The organism is Pelagibius marinus (genome assembly GCF_014925385.1).
GTDB classification, from domain to species: Bacteria; Pseudomonadota; Alphaproteobacteria; order Kiloniellales; family Kiloniellaceae; genus Pelagibius; species Pelagibius marinus.
On the sequence record NZ_JACSDK010000009.1, the window covers coordinates 1 to 20,429 of the forward strand.

The 20,429-nt window shown below is 66.4% G+C and carries 16 protein-coding genes; 7 read left to right on the forward strand and 9 right to left on the reverse strand.

The features are described from left to right. Window positions 1-383: 383 nt before the first annotated feature. From H7X47_RS26305 to H7X47_RS09985, 5 genes are all read left to right on the forward strand, one after another. The gene (locus H7X47_RS26305) at window positions 384-1,991 is read left to right on the forward strand and encodes a M23 family metallopeptidase (protein WP_193368527.1); all 1,608 of its coding nucleotides are present in this window, start codon (window positions 384-386) and stop codon (window positions 1,989-1,991) included. A 156-nt stretch (window positions 1,992-2,147) separates the two neighbouring features. Next, entirely contained in the window at window positions 2,148-2,786 is a 639-nt protein-coding gene (locus H7X47_RS09970; protein ID WP_193368528.1) for a LysE/ArgO family amino acid transporter, read from the forward strand. A gap of 412 nt (window positions 2,787-3,198) precedes the next feature. After that, window positions 3,199-3,363: a hypothetical protein gene (locus H7X47_RS09975; RefSeq protein ID WP_193368529.1), complete on the forward strand. Its 165-nt coding sequence runs from the start codon at window positions 3,199-3,201 to the stop codon at window positions 3,361-3,363. A gap of 90 nt (window positions 3,364-3,453) precedes the next feature. Beyond that, window positions 3,454-4,320 carry a sterol desaturase family protein gene (locus H7X47_RS09980; RefSeq protein ID WP_193368530.1) on the forward strand — a complete coding sequence of 289 codons (867 nt, stop codon included), beginning with the start codon at window positions 3,454-3,456 and terminating at the stop codon, window positions 4,318-4,320. Further along, entirely contained in the window at window positions 4,317-5,870 is a 1,554-nt protein-coding gene (locus H7X47_RS09985) for an exosortase/archaeosortase family protein (RefSeq protein WP_193368531.1), read from the forward strand. The genes H7X47_RS09980 and H7X47_RS09985 overlap by 4 nt, the downstream gene beginning before the upstream one ends. 364 nt (window positions 5,871-6,234) lie before the next feature. On the opposite strand, the gene H7X47_RS09990 is transcribed toward H7X47_RS09985, so the two are convergent. Then, on the reverse strand, window positions 6,235-6,891 hold the full coding sequence (locus H7X47_RS09990) for a flavin reductase family protein (protein ID WP_193368532.1): 657 nt from the start codon (window positions 6,889-6,891) through the stop codon (window positions 6,235-6,237). Between the two features lie 61 nt (window positions 6,892-6,952). After that, window positions 6,953-9,544 (reverse strand): ATP-dependent chaperone ClpB, encoded by a 2,592-nt coding sequence (gene clpB / locus H7X47_RS09995; RefSeq protein ID WP_193368533.1) that lies wholly within the window; start codon window positions 9,542-9,544, stop codon window positions 6,953-6,955. 506 nt (window positions 9,545-10,050) lie between these two features. Here clpB and H7X47_RS10000 point away from each other — a divergent pair. Further along, window positions 10,051-11,658, forward strand: coding sequence for a BCCT family transporter (locus H7X47_RS10000; protein WP_193368534.1), 1,608 nt, complete (start codon window positions 10,051-10,053; stop codon window positions 11,656-11,658). Window positions 11,659-11,849: 191 nt separating this feature from the next. Here H7X47_RS10000 and H7X47_RS10005 read toward each other — a convergent pair whose 3' ends face one another. Continuing rightward, window positions 11,850-12,263 (reverse strand): universal stress protein, encoded by a 414-nt coding sequence (locus H7X47_RS10005; RefSeq protein ID WP_193368535.1) that lies wholly within the window; start codon window positions 12,261-12,263, stop codon window positions 11,850-11,852. A gap of 655 nt (window positions 12,264-12,918) precedes the next feature. Between H7X47_RS10005 and H7X47_RS10010 the strand changes: the two genes are divergently transcribed. Further along, window positions 12,919-13,656, forward strand: coding sequence for an MOSC domain-containing protein (locus tag H7X47_RS10010; RefSeq protein WP_193368536.1), 738 nt, complete (start codon window positions 12,919-12,921; stop codon window positions 13,654-13,656). A 108-nt stretch (window positions 13,657-13,764) separates the two neighbouring features. Here H7X47_RS10010 and H7X47_RS10015 read toward each other — a convergent pair whose 3' ends face one another. From H7X47_RS10015 to ispG, 6 genes are all read right to left on the reverse strand, one after another. Continuing rightward, a complete protein-coding gene (locus H7X47_RS10015; RefSeq protein ID WP_319633575.1) occupies window positions 13,765-14,469 on the reverse strand; it encodes a DUF4167 domain-containing protein in 705 nt (234 codons plus the stop codon). A gap of 201 nt (window positions 14,470-14,670) precedes the next feature. After that, on the reverse strand, window positions 14,671-15,534 hold the full coding sequence (gene prmC / locus H7X47_RS10020) for a peptide chain release factor N(5)-glutamine methyltransferase (protein ID WP_193368537.1): 864 nt from the start codon (window positions 15,532-15,534) through the stop codon (window positions 14,671-14,673). Continuing rightward, the gene (prfA, locus tag H7X47_RS10025) at window positions 15,531-16,607 is read right to left on the reverse strand and encodes a peptide chain release factor 1 (protein ID WP_193368538.1); all 1,077 of its coding nucleotides are present in this window, start codon (window positions 16,605-16,607) and stop codon (window positions 15,531-15,533) included. The genes prmC and prfA overlap by 4 nt, the downstream gene beginning before the upstream one ends. A gap of 11 nt (window positions 16,608-16,618) precedes the next feature. Next, a complete protein-coding gene (hemA, locus tag H7X47_RS10030; protein ID WP_193368539.1) occupies window positions 16,619-17,917 on the reverse strand; it encodes a glutamyl-tRNA reductase in 1,299 nt (432 codons plus the stop codon). A 10-nt stretch (window positions 17,918-17,927) separates the two neighbouring features. Beyond that, window positions 17,928-19,199, reverse strand: a complete 1,272-nt coding sequence (gene hisS / locus H7X47_RS10035) for a histidine--tRNA ligase (RefSeq protein ID WP_193368540.1) — start codon at window positions 19,197-19,199, stop codon at window positions 17,928-17,930. A 21-nt stretch (window positions 19,200-19,220) separates the two neighbouring features. Further along, complete coding sequence (gene ispG / locus H7X47_RS10040; RefSeq protein WP_193368541.1) at window positions 19,221-20,378, reverse strand: flavodoxin-dependent (E)-4-hydroxy-3-methylbut-2-enyl-diphosphate synthase; 1,158 nt, start codon at window positions 20,376-20,378, stop codon at window positions 19,221-19,223. Window positions 20,379-20,429: the final 51 nt, after the last annotated feature.

Here is a 20,429-nt window from a genome sequence, read left to right on the forward strand (position 1 = left end):
CCCCAGTGCCTATACCGAGAACCTCCGGATCATGCCAAACGACACAATCCGCCGCCCGCGTATCCCTTCCAAATCTACAATGTCAAACAGCAGAGCGGCAGCGCTCGGCCGGGGGCCGTTTGCTGCCGGGAGGCCGGGTTATAGGGCCGCCCCCGGGGGACTGTCAAACTCTTTATGAAAACTTTTTTACGCTGTTCGCGCAGAAACTGGACTCGGAGGGCCCAAAGCCCACCTGTTAACCGCCTTTAAGGTTGACAACTCCTTGTATGACCAGCCATTTTCAAAAATTGGTTAACGATTTGATGGTAGAACATTTACCGCCAATCCGTTCTGCCTAGGGGGGCAGCCATCCAACCCGTCGAGCCACGGAGCTATTGTCGGTCGTGACGAGTCATAAATTCGAGGCCGAATCGCTGATTCGATTCGCCAAAAAGGTCAGTTTTCCCGCCATCTTAGCCATTCCTCTCATCGGTGGAGCCGTCGCAGCTTCCTGGTCGACGGCGGAGACCGCCCAGGCCGAAGTCGAGCCGGCCGGCGCGCCGGCGCCAGCGGCGACGCCGCTGGCGGCCAGCGGCACCCCGATGGAAACCTCGGCCGACGCCGAGGGCGGCGCGGCCTCCGAGGTCCCCGGCCCCACGTCCCTGGCCCCGGCCACCGAGGATTCGTCCGCGCGGGACAGCCTGCCCGGCGAGAGCGATGCCGAGACCGCTTCAGGGGCGGCGCCGGCGCTGCTGCAGCAGGCGGCCCTGACGCCCGCCGACGAAGCGGCCGAGGAGATCCAGGCCGTCGAAGAGGTCGAGCCGGAACCCGCCACCATCGTCCGCGAGATCACCGTGGCCCCGGGCGACACCCTGATGAACCTGCTGATCAAGGCCGGCGCGGAGCGCGTCCAGGCGCACCAGGCGGTCACCGCCATGGAGCCCGTCTACAGCCCCCGCCGCCTGATGCCCGGCCAGGAACTGAAGATCGCCTTCGCCGACAGCGGCGCCGCCGAGCCAGGCGCGCTGCTGTCCATCAGCTTCAGCCCCAGCCGCGAGCGCGACATCGAGATCAGCCGCTCCAGCGACAGCGACGAGTTCTTCGCCGAATCCATCGACCGCCCGGTGGCCCGCCAGCTGGCCTACGCCGAGGGCTCGATCTCCAGCAGCCTGTCGGTCGCCGCCTCGGACAAGCGGGTGCCGAACCCGGTGCTGGTCGAAGCGATCCGCGCCTACAGCTACGACGTCGACTTCCAGCGCGAGATCCAGAAGGGCGACTCCTTCGAGTTTCTCTACGAGATCTTCGTCGACGAGGAAGGCGCCCTGGTGCGCACCGGCGATCTGCTCTACGCCGCCATGACGCTGTCGGGCAGCCGTACCGAGCTGTTCTATTACGAGCGTGCCGACGGCAGCGCCGACTTCTACACCGCCGACGGCTCTTCGGTGCGCCGATCCCTGATGCGCACGCCGATCGACGGCGCGCGCCTCTCCTCCGGCTTCGGCATGCGCAAGCACCCGATCCTCGGCTATTCGAAGATGCACCGCGGCACCGACTTCGCCGCGCCGCGCGGCACGCCGATCTACGCCGCCGGCAACGGCGTGGTGGAATTCGCCGGGCGCAAGGGCGGCTACGGCAAGTACGTGCGCATCCGCCACGGCGGCAGCTACATGACGGCCTACGCCCACATGAAGGGCTTCGCCAAGGGCATCAAGAAGGGCGCCCGCGTGAAGCAGGGCCAGGTCATCGGCTACGTCGGCACCACCGGCCGCTCCACCGGCCCGCACCTGCACTACGAGGTCATGGTCGACGGCAAGCAGGTCAATCCGCTGAAGGTGGCCATGCCGCGCGGCGAGAAGCTGAAGAAGGCCGAGCTGGCCGACTTCGCCTCGACCCGCAGCGAGATCGAGCGCCAGATCGCCCTCGCCCAGGGTGGTGTCATGATGGTGCAGCGCGCCTGTGAGCCGCAGGGCGAAATGGTCGAGCAGGGCTCGGCCGTCGACCGGGACTGCTGAGCCCCACCCATGACCCTCATCGTCGCCGACTACCTGGAAAAACGCTCGCGTCGCCGAGGCTAGCCTCGCGCCACCGCCTTGCTCTCCGCAGAGGGGAGCGGGCGGGGCGCCGCTTCCGCCTGCCTCGCCCGACTTCTTGAGTGGAGATTTCCAGAAATGTTTGCGGCCTTTTTTCCAAGCGCCTCAGCGGCGCTTGAAGGCTTCGGCCTCGGCGCCGGCCTCATCATCGCCATCGGCGCCCAGAACGCCTACGTGCTGCGCCAGGGCCTGCGCCGGCAGCACGTTTTCGCCGTCGCCGGCCTGTGTTTCCTTATCGACTGCGCCCTGATCGCGGTGGGCGCCGGCGGCTTTGCCAGCCTGCTGCACGCCTTCCCGAACCTGCCGCGCATCGCCGCCTGGGGCGGCGCGATCTTCCTCGCCGGCTACAGCCTGCGCGCCTTCGCCGCGGCGCTGCACCCCGGCAGCCTGAAGGCCGAGGGCGCCGCACCCGGCGGTGCCGGCCTCAGGGCCGCCCTGGTGACGGCCCTGGCGCTCAGCCTGCTCAATCCGCACGTCTATCTGGATACGGTGGTGCTGCTCGGCGGCCTCGCCGCCCAATACCCGGGCAAGGAGCGCCTGGCCTTCGCCCTGGGCGCCATGGCGGCCTCCGGCCTGTGGTTCTACGGCCTCGGCTACGGGGCGCGCCAACTGGCCCCGCTCTTCGCCCGGCCCGCCGCCTGGCGGCTGCTGGACGGCTTCGTCGGCTGCGTCATGGCCGCCCTGGCGGTCAGCCTCGTAATCAGCCAGCTTAGCTAGGCGAGCCTGGGAAGTTGAGGCGCTTCACATCAGCAGGCCGCCACACTCACCGCCCCTGTCCGCCGAAGTCAGCTAAGCACTAATAAGCGGCCCCATCCGTGGCGGAAAGACGACAGCCGCTTTGTGCCACTGGCGGACATTCTGCGCAGCTTCAAGGCAGGGGATAGACTTGCGCCGGTTTTTGAGGGAGGGCTCCGCGCAGATCGCCGCCTGCCGCCAGAACACAACAGTCTGAACCAGCGAGTGGTACCAGGGGCAAGTCAGGGAAGCTGTAAAATTTGTTTGCAGTGGCCTGTTTGATGAGCAAGCAGATCCTCGATAAATCAATAACTTGGCAAGATGGAACGAATATTGCTGAACACTGTTTGTGGCACACAAATAACGGCCAAATTATGCCTTGGGAGAAATTGATATGCGTTTAGCGGTTCTCAGCCTTCTCGGCTTGCTAGCAACCCTGTCTCCTGCATTCGCTCAGGTTCAACTCGGAACGATTGTTCCCGTTGTGGACGGTGGCCTGGCGGCCATTGCCGCAGCCGGCGTGATCGGCGGCATCTGGCTTACCCGCCGTAAGAAGTAGGCTGTCCAACTGAGATCAGTCCGGGGCTTGAAGGAGCGGCTTTTGTAAGCCGCAGCCACCCTCGCACTACGGCTGCAGAAAACACAGGGCATGGAAAGCCTTGCCACGCTGACAGGAACGCTTTTCTTTGGTGCAGCGGCGCTATTCGCGGTCGCCGAGTGCCTGTCGCCTGCGCGCGCCCCGACCTCCCCGATCGGGCGTCGCTGGCTGACTAATCTTGCGCTTTTCTTCTTTGGTTTCCTCATTCATCGGATGCTGCTGCCTTTCACCGCCCTGATCGCAGCGCAGGCGGCGGGCGAGCTGGGGAGTGGCTTGTTCCAGAAGTTGAGCTTGCAAGCAGCTATCGCCGTGCCACTCGGTGTGCTGTTTCTGGATTTCTGGAAGTATATCGAGCACCGATTGTTCCATGGCGTGCCGCTGCTGTGGCGGCTCCATAGGGTCCATCATTCGGACGTGGACGTGGATTTCACCACGACAGAGCGCCATCATCCGCTCGAAGTCTGCGTTTCCATGCTCTTTCTTCCGTCGGCTGTCTTCATCTTGGGCGTGCCGGACTTGGCCGTCGGGGTCTATGTGCTGCTGGGGTCGATCGTGGCGCTGTTTTCTCATAGCAACGTCGAACTCGGCCCGGCCTTCAACCGACGGCTCTCCTGGCTGATCGTGACACCAAGGGTGCACTGCATACACCACTCGGCAGACCCGCCTGAGACCAACAGCAACTACGGCATCTTGCTGACGCTTTGGGACCGTGTGTTTAAGACCTTTCGGCAGGAAGTGGCGAAGAGCCGTGGCCGGCAGCGTCTCGGACTTGAGTACTTCCGAGACGCCCGTTCCGCTCGCCTCGACCGCGTGCTTCTGCAGCCCTTTCTGCCGGCCCCGACTGAACAACGGCCTGCGGCCGGGCAAGGCGCGCTCGAACGGGGCGGCCAGGCTGAGAATCTGGAGACTTGGGGATGAGTGTCGTACCGCACGCCAAGCCGGAACCGCCCCTGGCAAGGCGCTCTACCGCGCGTTCGCCCGGTGTACCCTGTAAGGCCTGGTTCCCGACATTACTCGGGATCGGCCTCGCCCTGCTTGCGTTTGGTTTTGCGTTCCACCGGGAGATCGCCGAGATCACCGACATTTGGTCCAAATCGAAGACCTACAACTTTGGTTGGATCGTCATGCCTACGGCCGCCTTTCTGCTGTGGACGCGCCGCCACGTGATCACCCGGAGCTTGCCGCGCGCCAGCCTGTGGGGACCGGCCCTCGCGGTGGCTGCCAGCGCGCTTTGGCTCGCCGGGGACATCCTGGCAATCGCCGAAGTGCGCCATTTCGCGCTAGCCGCGGCACTGCTGTGCCTGACGCTCGCCGTTTGCGGTGCCGGCCGCTTCCGGCAGCTCCTGCCATGCTTGCTGCTTGTACCTTTTATCGTGCCGACGGGTCAGTTCCTGCTCCTTCCGCTCCGGCATCTCGCGATTGAGATCGTCGCAGGATACAGCGCGCTGGTCGGGCTCGACTTTACGCGTGATGGCTTTACCTTCTTCGTCGATCAGAATCGCTACGTGATCGTCGATGACTGTGCCGGATTGTCCTACCTGATCGTCGGCGCGATGCTTGGGGTCACCTTCGGTGCCTTGAGCGTTTTGCCGCTATGGCGCGTTGTCACATTCGCTGTGCTAGGGGCTGTCTTGGGTGTCGTCGCCAATGCCGCGCGCATTGTCGCGATCGTCTCGTACGATTACCTCAGCCATACGCAGATGGAGCTTGCCGCTCACCACCCCTTCGAGATTTTGTCCTGGGTCCTGCTGCTTGTTCTGCTCCTCGCCTTGCACGCGCACGCCGGTAGGAAGAGCGAGCCCCAGGTCGAGCTACACGAGTCGACTTCGGCTGCACCCTCGGCCACGGCGGCTCGAAACCTGGCCGTCCCGCTCACCTGTGCCCTGATTCTGGTATCGGGTCCTTTGTTGACCTCAAACCCGGGTGCTGCGGGGACGCCGGCACCGGCTGCCCCCAGCTTTCCCGAAGTTGTCGGCCGCTGGGCCCTGGACAAGAATGCAGCAGCCCCCTGGCACCCTAGGGTCCGCGGCGGCCTGGCGCAGTCGCTCGCGGTTTACAGCGATGTAGAGGGCGGAAAGGTCAGTCTCTTCCTCGTTCGAGCTGAACGACGGGAGCAGAAGTTCAGCGATTATAAAATCAACTTTATGGGGTCAGCCTCGCTGGACGACACTTGGATACCGGCGCGCAGAACCAGCGAGCGGCTTTGTGCAAAGAATACTTGCTACGAGGTCGTCCATGAAACCTATGTGAGGGAAAAACATGAGGATGTCCGCCGCGTCTACTGGTTATACCGGGTGGGCCGGGAGACCGCCGGATCGTTATTCTTGCTGCGCCTACGCCGAGCTCTCGCTGATTTGCGCGGCGAGACGGCATCGGCCGAGATGGTTGCCTTAATGACACAGGCGCCGAACCCGCAAAGCTTGGTGCTGGACCCTGAGGAGGTGGTAGCTTTCCTCCTCCGCTTATGATGACCCGGTTCATCGCGATAAAGGCCCCGACTCATACGTCCGATAATGTGAAAGGTCGACAGCTTCTTCCGGCAAGCTAACTGCGAAGACAAGTGCCTGGATCCGTGAAGATTCCATGGCCATGTCCCCAAGGATGGACAAAGCGATCTTCAATCTGGCATCCACTGGTATCAACTTCGGCAAGGATGCCTTCAACATTGTCGCCTATGGGTCAAAAACTGCTGTCACATCGGGCAGCAGGAGCTGTCCGCTGAGAACCGGACAGCCGACCTTCTCCACCGGCACGGGGCCGCCTTGGGCTCAGCCTCGCGCCGCAATCGGCTTTACGTGAATCTCCGAGTCTTTGCGTGAAACGCCGTAGAGTTTACTCCGCCGCGTCGCTGCGGCTCTTCACCGGCCCCTCCGGACGCTTGATGGAGAAGACTTCCTCCACCAGGCAGTAGTCCATGTAGCCGAGGCGCGCGATGGGCTTCACCTTGGCCATGTCGACCAGGCCGTTGGTCAGCACCGAGTCGTCGATGTGGATGCCGATCACCTGCCCGAAGACCACGGCGTTGCGGGAGTCGGGAATGTCGGAGGGCAGGTCGACGGTCTGCAGGTAGCTGCACTCCAGGTGGATCGGCGAGGCCGCGACCCGCGGCGGCTTCACCAGCTCGGCGGGCACCAGTTCCAGCCCGGCGATCTCCGCCTCGTTGGTGCCGGCCGGCGCGGAGGCCGAGGTCATGTTCATCTGCTCGCGCAGGTCCCAGGTCACCACGTTGCAGACGAACTCCCTGGTGCGCTCGGCATTGGCCAGCGAGTCCTTGGAGCCGTCGGGCGGCCCGTCTGCCTTGCGGCCGCCGGCGGCGAACATCACGACGGGCGGATCGCCGGCCACGCCGTTGAAGAAGCTGTAGGGCGCCAGGTTCACCTGGCCCGCTTCGTTCATGGTGGTGATCCAGCCGATCGGGCGCGGCACCACACAAGCCTTGAAGGGATTGTGCGGCAGGCCGTGGTCGCCGGTCCGCGTGTCGTAGAACATGAACCTCTCCTTCGCAGGCGGTGGCTCAGGCCGCCGCCGCCATCTCTCCCCGGCGGGGGCCTTATGCCGCCGCCACCATCTCTCCCTTGGTGGCCAGCCCTTCGGGGCCGGCGCTGGCGGTCACCTTGTCGCCGTCGCCGATCTTGCCTTCCAGGATCATGCTGGCCAAGGGGTTCTGCAGCTCCCGCTGGATCACCCGCTTCAGCGGACGGGCGCCGTAAACCGGGTCGTAGCCCTTGTCGGCCAGCCAGGCCTTGGCCTGCTCGTCCAGCTCCAGCGCGATCTTGCGGTCCTCGAGCATCTTGTGCAGGCGCTCCAGCTGGATGTCGACGATGCCGGTCATCTGCGGGCGTGTCAGTCGGTGGAACAGCAGCACCTCGTCCAGGCGGTTGAGGAACTCCGGCCGGAAGGCCTGGCGCACCACTTCCATGACCTGGCCGCGCACCGCGTCGCTGTCCTCGCCCTCCGGCTGGGCCGCCAGGATGTCGGCGCCCAGGTTGGAGGTCAGGATGATCATGGTGTTGCGGAAGTCGATGGTCCGGCCCTGGCCGTCGGTCAGGCGGCCGTCATCGAGAACCTGCAGCAGGATGTTGAAGACGTCGGGGTGCGCCTTCTCCACCTCGTCGAAGAGCACCACCTGGTAGGGCCGACGCCGCACCGCCTCGGTCAGCGCGCCGCCTTCCTCGTAGCCGACATAGCCCGGCGGAGCGCCGATCATGCGGGCCACCGCGTGCTTTTCCATGTACTCCGACATGTCGAGGCGGACCATGGCCGTCTCGTCGTCGAAGAGGAAACGCGCCAGCGCCTTGGTCAGCTCGGTCTTGCCGACGCCGGTGGGGCCGAGGAAGAGGAAGGAGCCGATCGGCCGGTTGGGGTCCTGCAGGCCGGCGCGCGCGCGGCGCACGGCGTTGGAGATCGACACGATGGCGTCCTCCTGGCCGATCACGCTCTCGCGCAGGGCGTCTTCCATGGCAAGCAGCTTCTCGCGCTCGCCTTCGAGCATCTTGTCGACGGGGATGCCGGTCCAGCGCGACACCACCGCGGCGATGTCGTCCTCCGTCACCTCCTCGTTCAGCATCTGGTGCTCCTGGGCCGCCTCGGCCTCCGAGAGCTGCTTCTCGAGCCCGGGGATGACGCCGTACTTCAGCTCGCTGGCCTTGTTCAGGTCGCCCTCGCGCTGGGCGATCTCCAGGTCGCTGCGCGCCTGGTCGAGCTGCTCCTTCAGCCTCTGGGCGCCGGCCAGCTTGTCCTTCTCCGCCTTCCAGCGGCCGGTCAGCTCTTCGGTCTTGGCTTCCAGCTCGGCGATCTCGGCGGTCAGCTTCTCCAGGCGCTCCTTGGAGGCCTTGTCGCTTTCCTTCTGCAGGGCGTTTTCTTCGATCTTCATCTGCACAAGGCGGCGGTCCAGCTCGTCGATTTCCTCCGGCTTGGAGTCCACCACCATGCGCAGGCGGCTGGCCGACTCGTCGACCAGGTCGATGGCCTTGTCGGGCAGGAAGCGGTCGGAGATATAGCGGTTGGAGAGCGTCGCCGCCGCGACGATGGCGGCATCGGTGATGCGCACGCCGTGGTGCAGCTCGTACTTCTCCTTCAAGCCGCGCAGGATGGAGACGGTCTCCTCGACGCTCGGCTCCGGCACGAAGACCGGCTGGAAGCGCCGCGCCAGGGCGGCGTCCTTTTCGATGTACTTGCGGTACTCGTCCAGCGTGGTGGCCCCGACGCAGTGCAGGTCGCCGCGCGCCAGCGCCGGCTTCAGCATGTTGGAGGCGTCCATGGTGCCTTCCGCCTTGCCGGCGCCGACCAGGGTGTGGAGTTCGTCGATGAAGACGATGATCTCCCCGCCGGCATCGGCGATCTCCTGCAGCACGGCTTTCAGGCGCTCCTCGAACTCACCGCGGAACTTGGCGCCGGCGACCATGGCCCCGAGGTCGAGCGACATGAGGCGCTTGTCCTTCAGATTGTCGGGCACGTCGCCGTTGACGATGCGCTGGGCCAGGCCCTCGACGATGGCGGTCTTGCCGACGCCGGGCTCACCGATCAGCACGGGGTTGTTCTTGGTGCGGCGCGAGAGCACCTGCACGGTGCGGCGGATCTCCTCGTCGCGGCCGATGACCGGATCCAGCTTGCCCTCGCGCGCCACCTCGGTGAGGTCGCGGGCATACTTGTTGAGGGCTTCGTACTGGTCCTCGGCGGTGGCCGAATCGGCGCGCCGGCCCTTGCGCATGGCGTTGATCGCCTGGTTGAGCGACTGCGGCGTCACCCCGGCGGCGGCCAGCGCCTTGGCGGCGGTGGTGCCGGGCAGCATGGCGATGGCCAGCAGGATGCGCTCGGCGGTCACGTAGGAATCCCCGGCTTCCTCGGACAGCTTCTCGGCCTGGCCGAAGAGGTCGTTGGTCTCCTGCGCCAGGTAGAGCTGGCCGGCGCCCGCGCCCTCGACCTTCGGCTGCTTGGCCAGCGCCTCGTCGATGGCCTTGACCGCGGCTTCCGGCTTGCCGCCGGCCTGGCGGATGAGGTTGCGCGCCAGGCCCTCCTCGTCGTCGAGCAGAACCTTCAGCAGGTGTTCGGGAGTGAGGCGTTGGTGGTGCTTACGGCTGGCGAGAGTTTGCGCGGCCTGGAGGAACCCGCGCGAGCGTTCGGTATAGCGATTGAGATCCATCTATTTCCCCTTTCCCGCACCCGGTGAGCGGCATGCAGGTGACCAGATCCATAATACTGCAGCGATCGCGCCCATCCCAGTGGCACGCGCCCGCCTTTGCCGGCCGTGGCGGCCCGGCTTCCTTAGGAGATATGGGGCTGTTGCAAAAAAGACACAAGAGCTGAAAGGGGCAAAAAAATCCGCCGGAAAAGCCACCTTTCCGGCCGCCCCCGGTGCTGCCGGGAAAGCCGCCGGCAGAACGCGGCCGGGAGCGCGCCTGCCCGCCGCCATCGCTCTGAAAGGGCACCACCGGCTGTCGCGAATTGACAACCATTGATACTGTATTGAGCGATTTGCTAGGTTCGAAAGATTGTAGGATGGCCGCTCACAATAAGAACAGGCAAAACATACCAAGCGACAGTTATTGCACAGTCATGTAGGCCTGATAATGCTGGAATACCAGCACTAGTACTGTGGGATTTCTATATCTCTATTTAAGATGCCTGAAAGTCAAAGGGGGGCAAAGCATGAGCAATCCCGAGGTTACTGAATACGAAGTCGGCCAAGACAATATACAGCCCTTCGGCCTCGATATTCACAATCCCGTCTTCGTCGTTTCCGCACTAAGCATCACCATCTTCGTCCTGCTGACACTGGCCTTCCAGACGGAGGCGACCGCGTTCTTCGGCTGGCTCAGGCCCTTCCTGACCTCGACCTTCGACTGGTTCTTCCTGCTCTCGGCCAACATCTTCGTCCTCTTCGGCATTGTGCTGGTGATTACGCCTCTGGGGTCGGTGCGCCTGGGCGGCGCCGACGCCAAGCCGGAGTATTCCTACCTCGGCTGGTTCGCCATGCTCTTCGCCGCCGGCATGGGCATCGGCCTCATGTTCTTCGGCGTGTCGGAGCCGATGTCCCACTTCGGTTCCTCCATGGGCGGCACCGTCCTGGAGAACGGCGTGCGCACGGACTGGGCGCCGCTGGGCGCGGCGGCCGGCGACATCGAGGCGGCGCGCAACCTGGGCATGGCCGCGACCATCTTCCACTGGGCGCTGCATCCCTGGGCGATCTATGCCGTGGTCGCCCTGGCCCTGGCCTTCTTCGCCTACAACTACAACCTGCCGCTCACCCTGCGCTCCGCCTTCTATCCGATCTTCGGCGAGGCGGTCTGGGGCTGGGTCGGCCACATCATCGACACCCTGGCCGTCTTCGCGACGCTCTTCGGCCTCGCCACCTCACTGGGTTTCGGCACCGAGCAGGCGCTGGCCGGCCTGAACTTCCTCTTCGACACACCGACGGGCAACGGCGCGCGCGTGCTGTTGATCTCGGCGATCACCGCCGCCGCCCTCATCTCGGTGCTGCGCGGCCTGGACGGCGGCGTGAAGGTGCTCTCGGAGATCAACATCGCGCTGGCCCTGCTGCTGATGGTCTTCATCCTCGCCGTCGGCCCGACGGCGGCGATTCTGGAGACCGTGGTTTCCGGCGGCATCGCCTACGTCAAGGAAGTCGTGCCGCTGTCCATGCCCTTCGGGCGCGAAGACGCCAACTTCTCCCAGGGCTGGACCTCCTTCTACTGGGCCTGGTGGATCTCCTGGTCACCCTTCGTCGGCATGTTCATCGCGCGGGTCTCGCGTGGCCGCACGGTGCGCGAGTTCATCATCTGCGTCGTCTTCGTGCCGACCATCGTCAGCATCTTCTGGATGGCCGTCTTCGGCGGCACCGCCATCGACCAGGTGATCGCCGATCCGCAAGCCTCGGTGCAGTCCGCCTCCCTGGAGCTGAAGCTCTTCGAGATGCTGAAGCACCTGCCGCTGGCCTGGCTGACCTCGATCCTCGGCATCATCCTGGTGATCGTGTTCTTCGTGACCTCCTCGGACTCCGGTTCGCTGGTCATCGACACCATCACCGCCGGCGGCAAGACCGACGCCCCGGTGTCCCAGCGCGTCTTCTGGTGCACCTTTGAGGGTCTGGTGGCCGCGGCCCTGCTGCTGGTCGGCGGCGCGGGCGCGCTGACCGCCCTGCAGGCCATGGCGGTCTCCACGGGCTTTCCTTTCACCATCGTGCTGCTGCTGATGTGCGTCAGCCTGCTGATCGGGCTGAACCGGGCGCGCAAGGACTCGGCGCAGACCACGAATTAATCCCCCCGGAATGAAGAAGGGCGACGCGAGCCGCCCTTCTCACTCCGAACTGAGAAAGGCTCCGCCGCCCGGCGGAGCCTTTTTTCCGCTGGAGCAACCCGCGCCGGCACGGGCGCGGATAGGTTGCTCCAAACTTCAACGATAGATCAGTTTCCCCTCGATCAGGTGAGTCCTCCTGATCGAGGGTTGCCCTAGCGCACGATAAAGACCGAGATGTCCGTGTGGGATGCCAGGTAGCCGGCATTGGAGGAGAAGATATGCTCGGCGAAGCCCGGCACGTGCGAGGCCATGATGATCAGGTCGGCGCCGATCTCGTGCGCCTCGCGGCCCAGCTTGTCGTCCAGGTCGATGGTCGGGTCCGGGCTGACGATGGCGTGGGCGCCGATCTCGATGCCGTACTTGGCGCCCTGCGCCGCGGCGTATTCGCTGAGCTTGGCCTCGAATTCCTTGGGATTGTGGGCCACCGAAGAGGGCGCGGAAGCGGTCACCGCCACCATCTGCACCGGCGCCTTGTAGTGATTCGACAGGTCGGCGGCCGTCGCCACGGCCTTGTCCAGCTTGTCCGCGTGGCGCAGATCGACCGGAACCATGATTTTCTTATACATGAGGCGCTCCCGTTATATTTGCGCGGCCGCGTTCCCCTGCCACCGCTCTATATCAGCTAAAGAACTACTCAGGCCGCGAGCCTATACAAAGGCAATGCGTCGGGTCAAACCGACCTGCCGGCGATTCTATATTCACTTTTCTTACGGATATTAGCTCCGGCGGCGACAGACCCGGGAACCTTTAGCGCATAACTTCCGATTTGCTTTCGCCCCAGGCGACCACGTCATGGCCATTCGCGCCGTCCGAGAAAAAAAGAGCCCCGGCGCCGCTGCTGCGGGGCCGGGGCGGGTCATTGCCCAAAAGTAGGATCAGGAGAGATCAATGCTTACCCCGCCGAAGCCCCCGGTCTTTCCCCTTGGGGAATGTCTCCTTGAGCACGGCAGCGAAGAGCATGAGGGGGACCCTAAGGCGATTCGTTCTTAATTGCAAATGATTATCAATAGCAACGCTAAAGAGGGAGTTGGCTGGTTTTCCGGCCTCAGCGGGGGCCCGGAAGGGGTGCGTGGTCTGTCCGACAGGCCGCCGGGGCGGGCCGAACGCCGCAGGGCCGGGGCGCCGCTTGACAGGGCGGCGGGCGGCGCGATGAACTGCGCTGCAGCAAAGCCGTAACGACCGCGTGCCCCTTTCCGGGCCGAGAAGGGAAATTCAGGCCCGATGTCGACCACCGTGGAACAGATCTACCGCTACCCCGTGAAGGGGCTGAACGGCGAGCCCCTGGAACGGGTCATGCTGACGCCGGGCGAGGGAATCCCCGAAGACCGCCGCTACGCCATCGCCTATGGCCGCGGTACCGGTGCCAAGCCCGGCTTCTTCGAGTTGACCCAGGAGGAGCGGCTGGCCCAGCTGCGCATCGCCTACGATCCGGGAGACAATTCGGGGGGGCCGACGCTCACCATCAGCCGCCAGGGCCGCCAGGTCGTCACGGCCAAGCCCAGCGACCAGACCGGGCAGATGCTGCTCAACCAGTTCTTCGCCGGCTTCCTGGCCGGCTCGCCGCGCGGCACGCCCGCGTTCAAGGAGATCGGCCAGGAGGCCGCCCGGCCCGCGCCCGTCTCCCTCATCAATCTGGCCAGCCTGCGCGACTTCGAGCGCGTAGCGCGCCAGCCGGTCGATCCACGCCGCTTCCGCGCCAACATCCTGATCGACGGCCTGCCGGCCTGGGGCGAGTTCGCCTGGCTGGACCGGGAGATCCGTATCGGCGGCGCCAAGCTGAAGATCATCGAGCGCATCCAGCGCTGCGCGGCCACCAACGTGAACCCGCAGACCGCCGAGCGCGACATGAACATCCCGCTGACCCTGCGCAAGGGCTTCGGCCACATGGATATGGGGGTCTATGCGGAGGTGGTGGAAGGCGGCGAAATAACGGTCGGCGACACGGTCGGCGACGCCTAGAGGGTCGCCGCAACCCGGCGGGCAGAGAGACCTATCCGGCTTCCTGCAGCCGGCCGGAGCGGATCTCCGGCCGCAAAATCAGCACAATGAAATTAAGGGATACGGCCTTCAGGGAACGACCGGATCGCTCTCGCTTTCGGAAGAAGCTTCCTTTTTGCGCGGCTGGCCGTCTTCGCTGGCCCGCGGCTTGCGCGCGCGGCTGCGGCGCGGCTTCTGTGGGGCTTCGCCGCCAGCGTCCTGGCCGCCGTCCTGGCCGTTGGCCCCAGCGGAAGCCGGCACGGCCTCGATCTCGGGCTGCTCGGCGCCAGGCTGGCTGACTTCGGGCTGCTCGGCCGCCGGCTGATCCGCCGCGGACGTCACGCCGTTGTCCTTCGCCGCTTCCCCGCCATCCGCCACGGCGTTGCCGTTGGCTTCCTCGCCTTCGGCGCCGCTATAGGGCTGCTGCGGCTGACGCTCTTCCTGGCGGCGGCCGCCCGATTGCGGATCGGTGCTGTCGCTGAGGATGCGGAAATAGTGTTCCGCATGCTGGTAATAGGCTTCAGCGGCGACCCGGTCACCGGCAGAAGTCGCATCCCGCGCCAGGGTCAGGTACTTCTCGTAGACCTGACGGGCATTGCCGCGGACTCGACCGTCGGGGCCGTTGCTGTCGAATGTGTGGGTCCGCGACTGTCCGCCGCCGCCGCCACCACCACTGTGCTGTTTGCGATTTGTGCGGCCACGCGGCCGACGTCCGCTATTGGAACCTTGTCTCATCGTTCGCTTTTTTGCTTCAGAATGGATTTCTTGCCACTCGCGCCCTGCGGAATCGCTCACTTGGCGATTTCGCTAGCTCTAAACCACACACAAGTTAATTTTGGGTGGTGTTGCGTCTCCCCGAGACGCGGGAGCCATTTGGCTCGGCCCATTCAACGTAGAGGGCTTTGCCCGGCTTTCCAACTCTTTTTTTCACTTATCCACGGCTCTCTTCAGCCTTGGAACCCGCATTATTCCGCGCTTTGGCGGCCTGCTCACGGTTCAGCCCCCCGCCGCTGCGACGGCCAGCAGGCAGCGCTCGATTCCCGCGAGATCGCGCGCACGCCGCAACGGCCTGAGCCCCGCCGCGACGAGCAGTTCCTCCACCGCCGCCGCCTGCCCCTGGCCGATCTCCAGAGCGAGCAATCCGCCGGGCGCCAGGACCGCCGCGGCGGCCGGGATCAGGCTTCGATAGGCCTCCAGTCCGTCGGCGCCGCCGTCGAGCGCCGCGGCGGGATCGTAGCCCGCGACCTCCGGCGCCAGGGCGGCGATCTCGGCGCTGGCGATGTAGGGCGGATTGCTGACGATGACGTCCCAAGGCGTCGGCGCCAGCGCCAGGCCGTCGTCCCAGGAATGCCGCAGAAAGCGCGCCCGCGCCGCCAGGCCCAGGCGCTGCGCATTGGCGGCGGCCTGGGCGACCGCCTCGGCGCTGAGGTCGATGCCGCACCCCTGCGCCGCCGGCAGCTCGCTGAGCAGCGCCAGCAGCAGACAGCCGCTGCCGGTGCCGAGGTCCAACAGACGCAGGGCGGCGTCGCGCTCGGCGACCTCCGCCAGCACCGCCTCCACCAGGGTCTCGCTGTCCGGGCGCGGGTCCAGGGTGGCCGCGTTGAGGGCGAAGGGCAGGCTCCAGAACTCCCGCTCCCCCAGGATGCGCGACAACGGCTCGCGGGCGGCGCGGCGGTTCACCGCCGCCTCGATGCGCCCGGTCTCGCCGTCAGTCAACGCGCGCTCCGGGGAGCCCAGCAGCAGTTCCGGCCCGCCGCCCAGCAGGCGGCAGACCAGCAGGCGCGCCTCGCGCCGGGAGTCTTCGATACCGGCCGCGGCCAGGCGCGCGCCCGCCTGCGCGACGGCCTCAGCGAGAGTCACTGCAGCTCCGCCAGCTTCTCGGCCTGGTCGGCGGCGATCAGCGGATCGATCAGATCGTCCAGCGCCTCGCCGGTCAGCACCTTGTCCAGCTTGTAGAGCGTCACGTTGATGCGGTGGTCGGTGACGCGGCCTTGGGGGAAGTTGTAGGTGCGGATGCGCTCCGACCTGTCGCCGCTGCCGACCTGGCTCTTGCGGCTGGCCGCACGCTCGTCGATCTGCTGTTGGCGCTGCACCTCGTAGAGGCGCGCGCGCAGCACTTTCATGGCCTTGGCGCGGTTCTTGTGCTGCGACTTCTCGTCCTGGCACTGCACCACGACGCCGCTCGGCAGATGGGTGATGCGCACCGCCGAGTCGGTGGTGTTCACGTGCTGGCCGCCGGCGCCCTGGGAGCGGTAGGTATCGACGCGCAGGTCCTTTTCCTCGATGTGCACGTCCACTTCCTCGGCCTCCGGAAGGACGGCGACGGTGGCCGCCGAGGTGTGGATGCGCCCGCCCGACTCGGTCACCGGGACGCGCTGCACCCGGTGGGCGCCGGATTCGAACTTCAGGCGCGCGAAAACGCCGGGGCCGGAGATCTGCGCGCTGGCCTCCTTGTAGCCGCCGAGCTCGTTCTCCGAGGCGTCCATCATCTCGAAGCGCCAGCCCTGCAACTCCGCATAGCGCTGATACATGCGCAGCAGGTCGGCGGCGAAGAGCGCCGCCTCGTCGCCGCCGGTGCCGGCGCGCACTTCCAGGATGGCGTTGCGTTCGTCGGCCTCGTCCTTGGGCAGCAGCAGAATCTTCAGCTTGTGCTCCAGATCCGGCAGCTTGGCCTTCAGCTCGTGGAACTCGCTCTCCGCCAGGCCGCGCATCTCGGCGTCCGAGCCGGGGTCGGCGATCAACTCGGCCAGGTCGGCCATCTCGTGCTGGGCGCCGCGCAGTTCCTCGATGCCCTGCACCACCGGGGTGAGGTCGGAGTATTCCTTCAGCATGGCCGTATGATCGGCCGAGCCGGGGTTGGGGTGGCTCGCCACCAGCTCCTGCAGCTCGTCGTAGCGGCTGAGTACGCGGTTCAGGCTGTCGTCCAGGTTCACGGGGGTCCTACCTAGTCTTTGTCCGCCCCGGCCCCGCCTTGCGGCAGGTCGAAGAGGCGGCGGATCATGTCTTCCAGCTGCACGGCCAGGGCGGGATCTTCCGCCACCGCCCGGCGCAGGGCCTCGGAAGGGTCGTGCAGCAGCTTGTTGACCAGCAGGCGCGTCGCCGCTTCGGCATCGGTCTCGCCGCTTTCCAGCACCTGCTGACGCACCGCATCGAAATGGTGGCGCAGCGCCACCACCGAGGGGATGGCCGGGCGTTCGGCCTGGGCGCGCAGAAAGGCGGCCAATTCGTCCTCGACGATGCCCCAGGCCATAGCGCTGGCCGCGGCGCGGCCGCCCGACTGCCGGCTGGCCAGGCGCTCCAGGTCGTCCAGGTCGTAGACGAAGGCGTCTTCCAGATCGCCGGTGCCCGGCTCGATGTCGGCCGGCACCCCGGCGTCGATCAGCAGCACCGGACGGTGCCGCCGCCGCTTCAAGGCCGCGGCGACCTGCGCGTGGCCCAGGGTGAAGCGGCCGGTGCCGGCGTCGGAGATGACGATATCGGCTTCCGCAAGGTGCTGTTCAAGCTCTTCCCAGGGCGCGAAGTTGCAGCCCAGACGCCGGGCCATGGCCTCGGCGCGGTGCGGCGAAGGGTGCATGAGCAGGCGCTGTGTCACCCCGGCGGCGGCGAAGTCGTCGCTCAGCATCTCGCCCATCTCGCCGAGCCCCACCCACAGGAGGTTCAGGCCGTCGAAGCGGCCGAAGAGGTCGCGCGCCACCTGGGTCGCGGCCAGCGTCATGGAGCTGGCCTGCTGGCCCACCGGGGTTTCGCGGCGCACCCGCTTGGCCGCGGCGAAGGCCGCCTGGGCGGCGGCGGCCAGCAAGGGCCCGGCGGTCCCGGCTTCCTGGGCGGCGCGGTAGCACTGCTTCACCTGGCCCAGGATCTGCGGCTCGCCCAGCACCTGGCTGTCCAGGGAGGCGGCCACGCCCAGCAGGTGGCGCAGGGCGTCGGGCCCCATGTGGCTGTAGCTCTGCCCGGCCAGGTCGGCCGGGGCGCAGCCGGCGGCGGCGGCGATGAGCTGCAGCAGCGCGCCGGCGACCCGCTGGCCCGGCCGCGGCACCACCAGGAACTCGAGGCGCTCGCAGGTGGCCAGCACCAGCGCTTCTTCGCAGTTCAGGTTCTTCACGGCCGCGATGAGGCTGGCCTGGTCCGGGTCCTCGGCGAAGAGCGCGTCGCGCAGCGGCGCCGCGACCGTGCGGGCGTTGACGCCGAACAGCAGCAGACGGTTCAGGGGATCTTCCGTGGTCTCCGGCGCCGAGAGGGACATGGCGCGCCCGCTAAGACAGGCGGGACAGGCGCTCGGCCAGGCTATTCAGCGGGACGAGTTCCTGCTCCCCCGAATCGAGGTCGCGCAGCGTGGTGCTGTCTGCCGCCAGCTCTTCGTCACCGAACAGCAGGGCGGCGCGGGCGTTCATCTTGTTGGCGCGCTGCAGGCGCTTCTTCAGGTTGCCCGAATAGCCGAGTTCCACCACGAAGCCGGCATGGCGCAGGCCCTGGGCTACCTTCAGCGCCGTCGCCTGCGCCGCCTCGCCCACCGGCACCACGGCAATGGGACGCGGCGCCGCGATGTCCGCTTCCAGCAGCATGGCCAGGCGCTCCACGCCCGAGGCCCAGCCGACGCCCGGCGTCTGCGGCCCGCCCATGGTCTTGATCAGGCCATCGTAGCGCCCGCCGGCCATGACCGCGCTCTGCGCGCCCAGGCGGTCGGTGGTGAACTCGAAGGCCGTGTGGCAGTAGTAATCGAGGCCGCGCACCAGCCGCGGGTTCAGGGTGTAGGCGATGCCCAGGTTGTCGAGGCCCTGGAGGACTTCAGCGAAGAAATCGCGGCTTTCGCTGTTGAGGTAGTCCGCGAAGAGCGGCGCCCCGGCGACCAGCTCGCGGTCGCCCGCGTCCTTGGAATCGAGGATGCGCAGCGGATTGCGGGTCAGGCGCTCGCGGCTGTCCTCGGAAAGCGCATCGACGTGCGCGGAAAAGTAGGCCACCAGGGCCTCGCGGTAGGCGGCGCGGCTGTCCGGATCGCCCAGGGTGTTCAGCTCCAGGGTCACCGCGTCCTTCAGGCCCAGCACTTCCAGAATCTGCGCCCCGCAGGCGATGACCTCCACGTCGGCGAGCGGCTGCGGCACGCCGATCAGCTCGACGCCGATCTGGTGGAACTGGCGCTGGCGGCCCTTCTGCGGGCGCTCGTGGCGAAACATCGGCCCGGCGTAGAACACCTTCAGCGGCACCTGCTGGGCCAGGCCGCCGGAGATGAAGGCCCGCGCCACCCCCGCGGTGTTTTCCGGGCGCAGGGTGATGGTGGCGTTCTCTTCGTCCTTGGCACTGCCCTTACCGCTGCCCATGGCGAAGGTGTACATCTCCTTCGTCACGATGTCGGAGGTGTCGCCCAGGGTGCGCTTGAAGACCTCCGTGAACTCGAAGATCGGCGTCGCCATCTCGTGGAAGCCGTAGAGCGCGGCGACCTCGCGTGAGCTGTCCACCACCTTGCGGTGGCGGCGCATGGCCTCGGGCAAAAGGTCGTGGGTGCCCCTGACGGGTTGCAGGCTGCTCAAGCGATCTGCTCCAGAAAGGGGCTAAGAGGCGGCCGCGGCGGGGGCCGTGGACCCGGCCTCCGCCTCGGCGTCTTCGGCGGCCTTTGCCGCTTCAATCTCCGCCGCCTTGGCTTCGACCAATTCCACCAGATGGTCGACGATGTCGCCGTCCTTAAGGCGGTGGTCGGGCAGACCGTTGATGTAGACCTGGTGCGTGCCGCGCCCGCCGCCGGTGAAGCCGACGTCGGTCATCAGCGCCTCGCCGGGGCCGTTGACCACGCAGCCGATCACCGAGACGGTCATCGGGGTGGTGATGTGGGAAAGACGCTGTTCCAGCACCTCGACGGTCTTGATGACCTGGAACTGCTGGCGCGCGCAGGAAGGGCAGGAGATCACGTTGACGCCGCGATGGCGCAGGTTCAGCGCCTTCAGGATGTCGAAGCCGACCTTGATCTCCTCCACCGGGTCGGCGGAGAGCGACACGCGGATGGTGTCGCCGATGCCGGCCCACAGCAGGTTGCCGATGCCGATCGACGACTTGATGGTGCCGCTCCTCAGGCCGCCGGCCTCGGTCACGCCGAGGTGCAGCGGGTAGTCGCAGGCCTCGGCCAGCGCCATGTAGGCGGCCACGGCCAGGAAGACGTCGGAGGCCTTGCAGGAGATCTTGAACTCGAAGAAGTCCTCGTCCTCCAGGATGCGCGCGTGGTTCAGCGCGCTCTCCACCATGGCCTCGGGGCAGGGCTCGCCGTAACGCTCAAGCAGCTCCTTCTCCAGCGAGCCGGCGTTGACGCCGATCCGCATGGAGCAGTTGTTGTCGCGCGCCGCCCTTACCACCTCGCGCACGCGCTCGCGCGAGCCGATGTTGCCCGGATTGATGCGCAGGCAGGCGGCGCCGGCCTCCGCCGCCTCGATGCCGCGGCGGTAGTGGAAATGGATGTCGGCGACGATGGGGACCGTCACCTCCGGAATGATCTTCTTCAGCGCCGCCGTAGAGTCCTCGTCGGGACAGGAGATCCGCACGATGTCGGCCCCGGCCATCTCCAACGCGCGCACCTGCTCGATGGTGGCCTGGACGTCGCTGGTGAGCGTGTTGGTCATGGACTGGACGGTGATCGGTGCATCGCCCCCGACCGGCACCTTGCCGACGTGAATCTGGCGCGACTTGCGCCGCAGAATATCGCGATAGGGGCGAACGCTCATGCCTACTGTCCTAAAAATGTAACGCGGGCGGGCCGGCGGCAGAGGCCGCGG